The organism is Arthrobacter sp. ok909 (genome assembly GCF_900104405.1).
GTDB lineage: Bacteria > Actinomycetota > Actinomycetes > Actinomycetales > Micrococcaceae > Arthrobacter > Arthrobacter humicola.
Window position 1 is genome coordinate 1 of record NZ_FNJS01000067.1, and the last position, 5608, is coordinate 5608.

Here is a 5608-nt window from a genome sequence, read left to right on the forward strand (position 1 = left end):
GTCAAGGCCGCCAAGGCCCACAACAAGGGCATCGTCGTGGACCTCATCGGTGTCGCAGACAAGGTCACCCGCGCCAAGGAAGCCCGCGCCCTGGGTGCGAAGTTCGTCGAGATGCACGCCGGCCTGGACGAACAGGCCAAGCCCGGCTTCGACCTGACCGGACTGCTGAGCGCCGGAGCAGAAGCCCGCGTCCCGTTCTCCGTCGCCGGCGGCGTGAAGCTCGCCACCATCGAAGCCGTCCAGCGCGCCGGCGCTGACGTCGCCGTCGTCGGCGGCGGCATCTACAGCGCCGCCGACCCCGCCCTGGCCGCCAAGCAGCTCCGCAACGCCATCAACTAACCCCTCGCCTTCGGAAAGACCGGCGGCGAACGGGTGTCCGTCTTGGCCGGCTCTCCGACCAAGACGAAGGGTATGAGGGCATTCTTGGACATCCGGTCCGTATCTCATCGGACCAAAACAGCACGGCGGCACAACCTAAGCAAGGAGCCGTCAAATTCCTGGAACATCTCAGGAGCTGAAGCCCCCACAGACCCGACCCTTTTTTGGAAAGGCAGCCCGATGCTACAAACCTCAGATTCTTGTCTTGATGCGTGGATGGGCCGGGAGTCCCTCGCCGAGGCCATGATCCCGGTGATCGGCCGGCTGTACCGCGAGAACAACGTGGTGACCAGCATCCACGGCCGCAGCCTGATCAACAACTCCCCCATGACCATCCTCAAGGCACACCGCTTTGCGCGCCGGATCGGCAAGGACGAATTGCTCCTGGAGGAGACTGCCCCGCTGCTGAACACTTTGGCGCAGCTGGAGCCCGGCCCGGCTTCGATCGACATCGCCCGGCTGAACCAAAAATTTAAGGAAAAGGGCAACGGTGCCACCCTGGAGGAATTCCTCCGCGCGGAACTCGCCGAGCTCGTGGGCAAACGCGGCGGCGACAACCGCACCAGCACCGACGTCGTGCTCTACGGCTTCGGCCGCATCGGCCGGCTCCTGGCCCGTCTCCTGATCGAAAAGACCGGCGGCGGCCACGGCCTGCGGCTGCGCGCCATCGTGGTGCGCCGCGGCTCGGACAACGACCTCGCCAAGCGTGCCAGCCTGCTGCGCCGCGATTCGGTGCATGGTTCCTTCGAAGGCACCATCCGGATCAACGAGGATGCCAACACCATCACGGCCAACGGTGTCCAAATCCAGGTCATCTACTCGGACAACCCCGCCACGGTGGACTACACCGCGTACGGCATCCACGACGCGCTCGTGGTGGACAACACCGGCCGTTGGCGTGACGCCGAAGGCCTTTCCCGGCACCTGCAGAGCACCGGCGTCTCCCGGGTCCTGCTGACCGCTCCGGGCAAGGGCGAGCTGAAGAACATCGTGCACGGCATCAACCATGGCTCGATCACCGACGCCGACAAGATCGTCAGCGCGGCCTCCTGCACCACCAACGCCATCACTCCGGTCCTGAAGGCCATAAATGACAGGTTCGGCGTGGTTCACGGCCATGTGGAGACCGTCCATTCCTTCACCAATGACCAGAACCTGATTGACAACTTCCACAAGGGTGACCGGCGCGGCCGCTCCGCCGCGCTGAACATGGTCATTACCGAGACCGGTGCCGCCAAGGCCGTGGCCAAGGCGCTGCCGGAACTGCTGGGCAAGCTCACCGGCAGCTCCATCCGCGTCCCCACCCCGGATGTTTCGCTGGCCATCCTGAACCTGAGCCTGGAAAACGGCACCACCAAGGACGAGGTCAACAACTTCCTCCGCCAAATGTCACTGCACTCGGAGCTGCGCAGGCAGATCGACTACATGGACTCCCCCGAGGTGGTCTCCACCGACTTCGTCGGCTCGCGCCGCGCAGGCATCGTCGACGGCCTGGCCACCATCTCCAACGACAAGAACCTGGTCCTCTACGTCTGGTACGACAACGAGTTCGGCTACAGCTGCCAGGTGGTCCGCGTCATGGAACAGATGGCCGGCGTGAAGCGGCCGTCCTTCCCCGCCACGGATGTCGTCGAGGAGGCCATGTCGGTGCTTGCCGCCCTGGGATAAATTCCACCGCTGCTCAACCGGGCCGCGGCCATCACCACCTGCCCGCCGGAGACGTTACCGGCGGGCAGCAGCAGAAAGGTAAATCCAATGAGCAAAACTTTCCAGCCCGCAGAGCTCTTCGCGGGGGAGCTAGACGAATCCCTGCTCGGCCCTCCCCTGGCTGAGGTGCTAGGCGACGAGATTCCAACGAGAATTTCCATTCCCTTCACCAGCGACGACTCCCGTATCCTCTCTGGAGTCTGGGAGGCCGAACCCGGCCTCTCGCGGTGGGAGTTTCTGGAGCGCGGTGAGGTGATTCACGTCCTTGAAGGGCGCATGGTGGTCACTGAGGACGGCGGTGAACCGGTCACACTGGAGGCCGGAACCGCCGGCTTCTTTCCCATCGGGTGGCGAGGGACCTGGGAGATCCAGGAACGGATCAGAAAGTTCTTTGTGATCTTCACGCCCTGACCGCCAAAGCTCTGCCGGTCCAGGCCCGGGGGTACACCCCGGGCCTGGTAGGTTTTGGCGCGTGATCGCTGCGTGGTGTCCTGCCTGTAAACCCTCTCCTATGATTTGAGCCGAAACATGAAAATTGGAATCCTCACCAGCGGTGGCGACTGCCCCGGTCTAAACGCCGTTATCCGCGGCGCCGTCTTGAAGGGCATTGCCATCCATGGTCACGAATTCGTGGGCTTCCTGGACGGCTGGCGCGGTGTGGTTGAGGGCGACATCATCGAGATTCCCCGCACTTTGGTCCGGGGCATCGCGAAGCAGGGCGGAACCATCCTTGGTACCTCCCGCACCAACCCGTTTGAGAACGGCGGCGGCCCCGAGGTCATCAAGGCGCACATGAAGCGATTGGGCATCGACGCGATCATCGCCATCGGCGGTGAAGGAACCCTGGCTGCGGCCAAGCGCCTGACCGACGCCGGGCTCAAGATCGTGGGCGTCCCGAAGACTGTAGACAACGACCTTGACGCCACGGACTACACCTTCGGTTTCGACACCGCCGTGCAGATCGCCACCGAGGCCCTCGACCGGCTGCGGACTACCGGAGAATCGCACCATCGGTGCATGATCGTGGAGGTGATGGGCCGGCACGTGGGCTGGATCGCGCTGCACGCCGGCATGGCAGCCGGCGCCCACGCCATCCTCATTCCGGAGCAGAAGGTTAGCATCGAGCAGATTGCCCAGTGGGTGAAGGAAGCCCACACTCGAGGCCGCGCACCACTGGTAGTGGTGGCCGAAGGGTTTGTCCCGGACCATATGGAATCCCCGCACTCCGAGCGGGGACTGGATACCTTTGGGCGGCCCCGGCTCGGCGGGATCGCGGACCAGCTGGCCCCGGAACTGGAAGCCCGGACCGGCATTGAAACGCGCGCCACTATTCTGGGCCATATCCAGCGCGGAGGCGTGCCGTCAGCCTTCGATCGTGTCTTGGCTACCCGCCTGGGCATGGCAGCCGTCGACTCTGTGGTGGAAGGCTTCTGGGGCACCATGGTTGCCCTGAAGGGCACGGAGATCGAGCAGGTGGGCTTCAAGGAGGCCCTGGGCCAGCTGAAGTCCGTTCCGCAGAAGCGTTACGACGAAGCCGCAGTCCTGTTCGGCTGAGCTGGTCGCACGGCGGCCTGGGCGCCGAGGGAATCGCCTCGCGGACCGCAGAGGTCCTGCCGGCGTCGGCCCAGGAGCTTAATGCCTCACTAGAGCGCTGGACAAGAACCCATGGCGACAACCACCGTTGTCCGGCAGCCAGAGGTTGACAGCGTTATGTGCCAACCTCAGGAGCAGATGGGCCCTACATGCGCCCCGTGCCGCTCGCCGAACGAACCCGTCTCAATCCCATCGCCGAGTGGCGGCCCAGCGCCAGAATGTGGTCCCGGTTCAGACGCACCCTCTTGTTTCCGTGCTGCCCTGTCGAGAGCTTCCAACACCCGCGCGTTGTTTGCCGCGTCCGTGAGATCGTAGCGCAGCGGCGTTCCGTTTAGGACGCTGTCGGCGAAGTGTTCGCCCATCCGTACGAAGTGGTTTTCGCCCTTGACCTCGTGATAGATCGTGCCCTGCCCGAAGTGATACTCCTCCAGGACCGAATCCTCCTCCAGGAGCCCAAAAGGATTGACGAGGTAGAGCCGGCCCTCGGTGCCCGTGAGTTCCAAGAAGTTGCGGCGCTCGAGGTTCACTCCGGTATCAAAAAGCGCGGTTGCGCCGCCAGGAAAGCGGAGCATGCCCGCAACGCTGGTGTCGATTCGACCTCCGTCGTTGGCGTCGCGGTAGTTGCCAAAGGCGGCGGCTCGAGCCGGCTCCTGGGCCGTGACCATCCGGCTCACGTTGACGCAGTAGCACCCCGTATCGAAAAGTGCGCCGCCGCCGAGCCCGGCATACCAGCGGATGTTGTCGTCCCCGCCCGCATCGAAGGAGTGACCGACGTGGACAAAAGTCAATTTGCCCACCGCATGGGCCGCGAGCAGTTCTTGCAGCTTCTCGAAACGCGGGTGAAAACGGTACATAAAGCCTTCTAAGACTTTGAGCCCGGTCTCCTCGGCCTTGCGCGTAATCTCCTCGCACTCGGCGGCGCTCATCGCCAAAGGTTTTTCGCAGAGGACGTGTTTGCCTGCGTCCAAGGATCTAAGAATCCACTTGAGGTGCAGGGCATTCGGCAGCGCAATGTAGACAGCGTCGATGTCCGGGGAAGCGAGCAGCGCCTCATAAGAGCCAAACGCCTGTGGGACGCCGTGCTTGTCGGCGTACTCCCTAGCCCTTTCCTCGGTGCGGGACGCAATACCTACAACCTCCCCATTTTTCGTTTCCTGCAACGCCGGAATTGTCTTGCGGACGATCCGGGCGGTGCCCAGGACGCCCCAACGCAATTTCTCGCTCACTGAATACTCCTTTTTGCAGACTGTCTACCCCCGAAGGGCGGTAGATAAGACCATCGGCTTGAGTTCGGGCAGTTACAGCGTGAACATAGGGCGGTTCCATGCCCGGTCGCGGTTGATGGGTTTCGGTTCGTACAGCCCTGAGGGATCTTGTCGCCCACCCCTCTTGGCTGGAAGCTTTCCATAGATTCGGTCCACGTCGTGTCGCCCGTGCCGGGGTACTGCGGCCAGGCCGCCTGCCACGGACCGAACTCCTCGGGACGGTCCCGCCATCAGGTTCTTGCGGAACTCGTCGGACATGACTAGAAAGTCTTGCCGGTGGAGCCCAACTGCTGGGCGGCCTCGACCACGCGGGCGGCCAGACCTGCCTCGGCGGAGGCGCCCCAGACGCGGGGGTCGTAGAGCTTCTTGTTGCCGACCTCGCCGTCGACCTTCAGGACGCCGTCGTAGTTGCGGAACATGTGGTCTACCACGGGGCGGGTGTAGGCGTACTGGGTGTCGGTGTCGATGTTCATCTTGATCACGCCGTAGGAGACGGCGTCGGCGATTTCCTTCTCGGAGGAGCCGGAGCCGCCGTGGAAGACGAGGTCGAACGGGTTGGCCTTGCCGATCTTGGCGCCCACCTGCTCCTGGATGTCCTTGAGGATCTCCGGGCGCAGCTTGACGCCGCCCGGCTTGTACACGCCGTGCACGTTGCCGAAGGTCAG

The 5608-nt window shown here is 63.7% G+C and carries 6 protein-coding genes; 4 read left to right on the plus strand and 2 right to left on the minus strand.

Going from position 1 to position 5608, the window contains the following annotated elements; all coding sequences use genetic code 11:
- From BLR03_RS23715 to BLR03_RS23730, 4 genes are all read left to right on the plus strand, one after another.
- Positions 1–339, plus strand: a 339-nt coding sequence (locus BLR03_RS23715; RefSeq protein WP_175460689.1) for an orotidine 5'-phosphate decarboxylase / HUMPS family protein, incomplete at its 5' end; no start/stop codon positions are given.
- 219 nt (positions 340–558) lie between these two features.
- The gene (locus BLR03_RS23720; protein ID WP_091256991.1) at positions 559–2046 is read left to right on the plus strand and encodes a glyceraldehyde-3-phosphate dehydrogenase; all 1488 of its coding nucleotides are present in this window, start codon (positions 559–561) and stop codon (positions 2044–2046) included.
- 87 nt (positions 2047–2133) lie between these two features.
- A complete protein-coding gene (locus BLR03_RS23725; protein ID WP_091256992.1) occupies positions 2134–2496 on the plus strand; it encodes a cupin domain-containing protein in 363 nt (120 codons plus the stop codon).
- A 117-nt stretch (positions 2497–2613) separates the two neighbouring features.
- Positions 2614–3639 carry an ATP-dependent 6-phosphofructokinase gene (locus BLR03_RS23730; protein ID WP_091256994.1) on the plus strand — a complete coding sequence of 342 codons (1026 nt, stop codon included), beginning with the start codon at positions 2614–2616 and terminating at the stop codon, positions 3637–3639.
- 167 nt (positions 3640–3806) lie between these two features.
- On the opposite strand, the gene BLR03_RS23735 is transcribed toward BLR03_RS23730, so the two are convergent.
- Together BLR03_RS23735 and BLR03_RS23740 are read right to left on the minus strand one after the other, a co-directional pair.
- Entirely contained in the window at positions 3807–4904 is a 1098-nt protein-coding gene (locus BLR03_RS23735; RefSeq protein ID WP_254788685.1) for a Gfo/Idh/MocA family protein, read from the minus strand.
- Between the two features lie 299 nt (positions 4905–5203).
- Positions 5204–5608 (minus strand): class II fructose-bisphosphate aldolase (locus BLR03_RS23740; protein ID WP_175460690.1); only part of this gene is annotated, 405 nt, incomplete at its 5' end.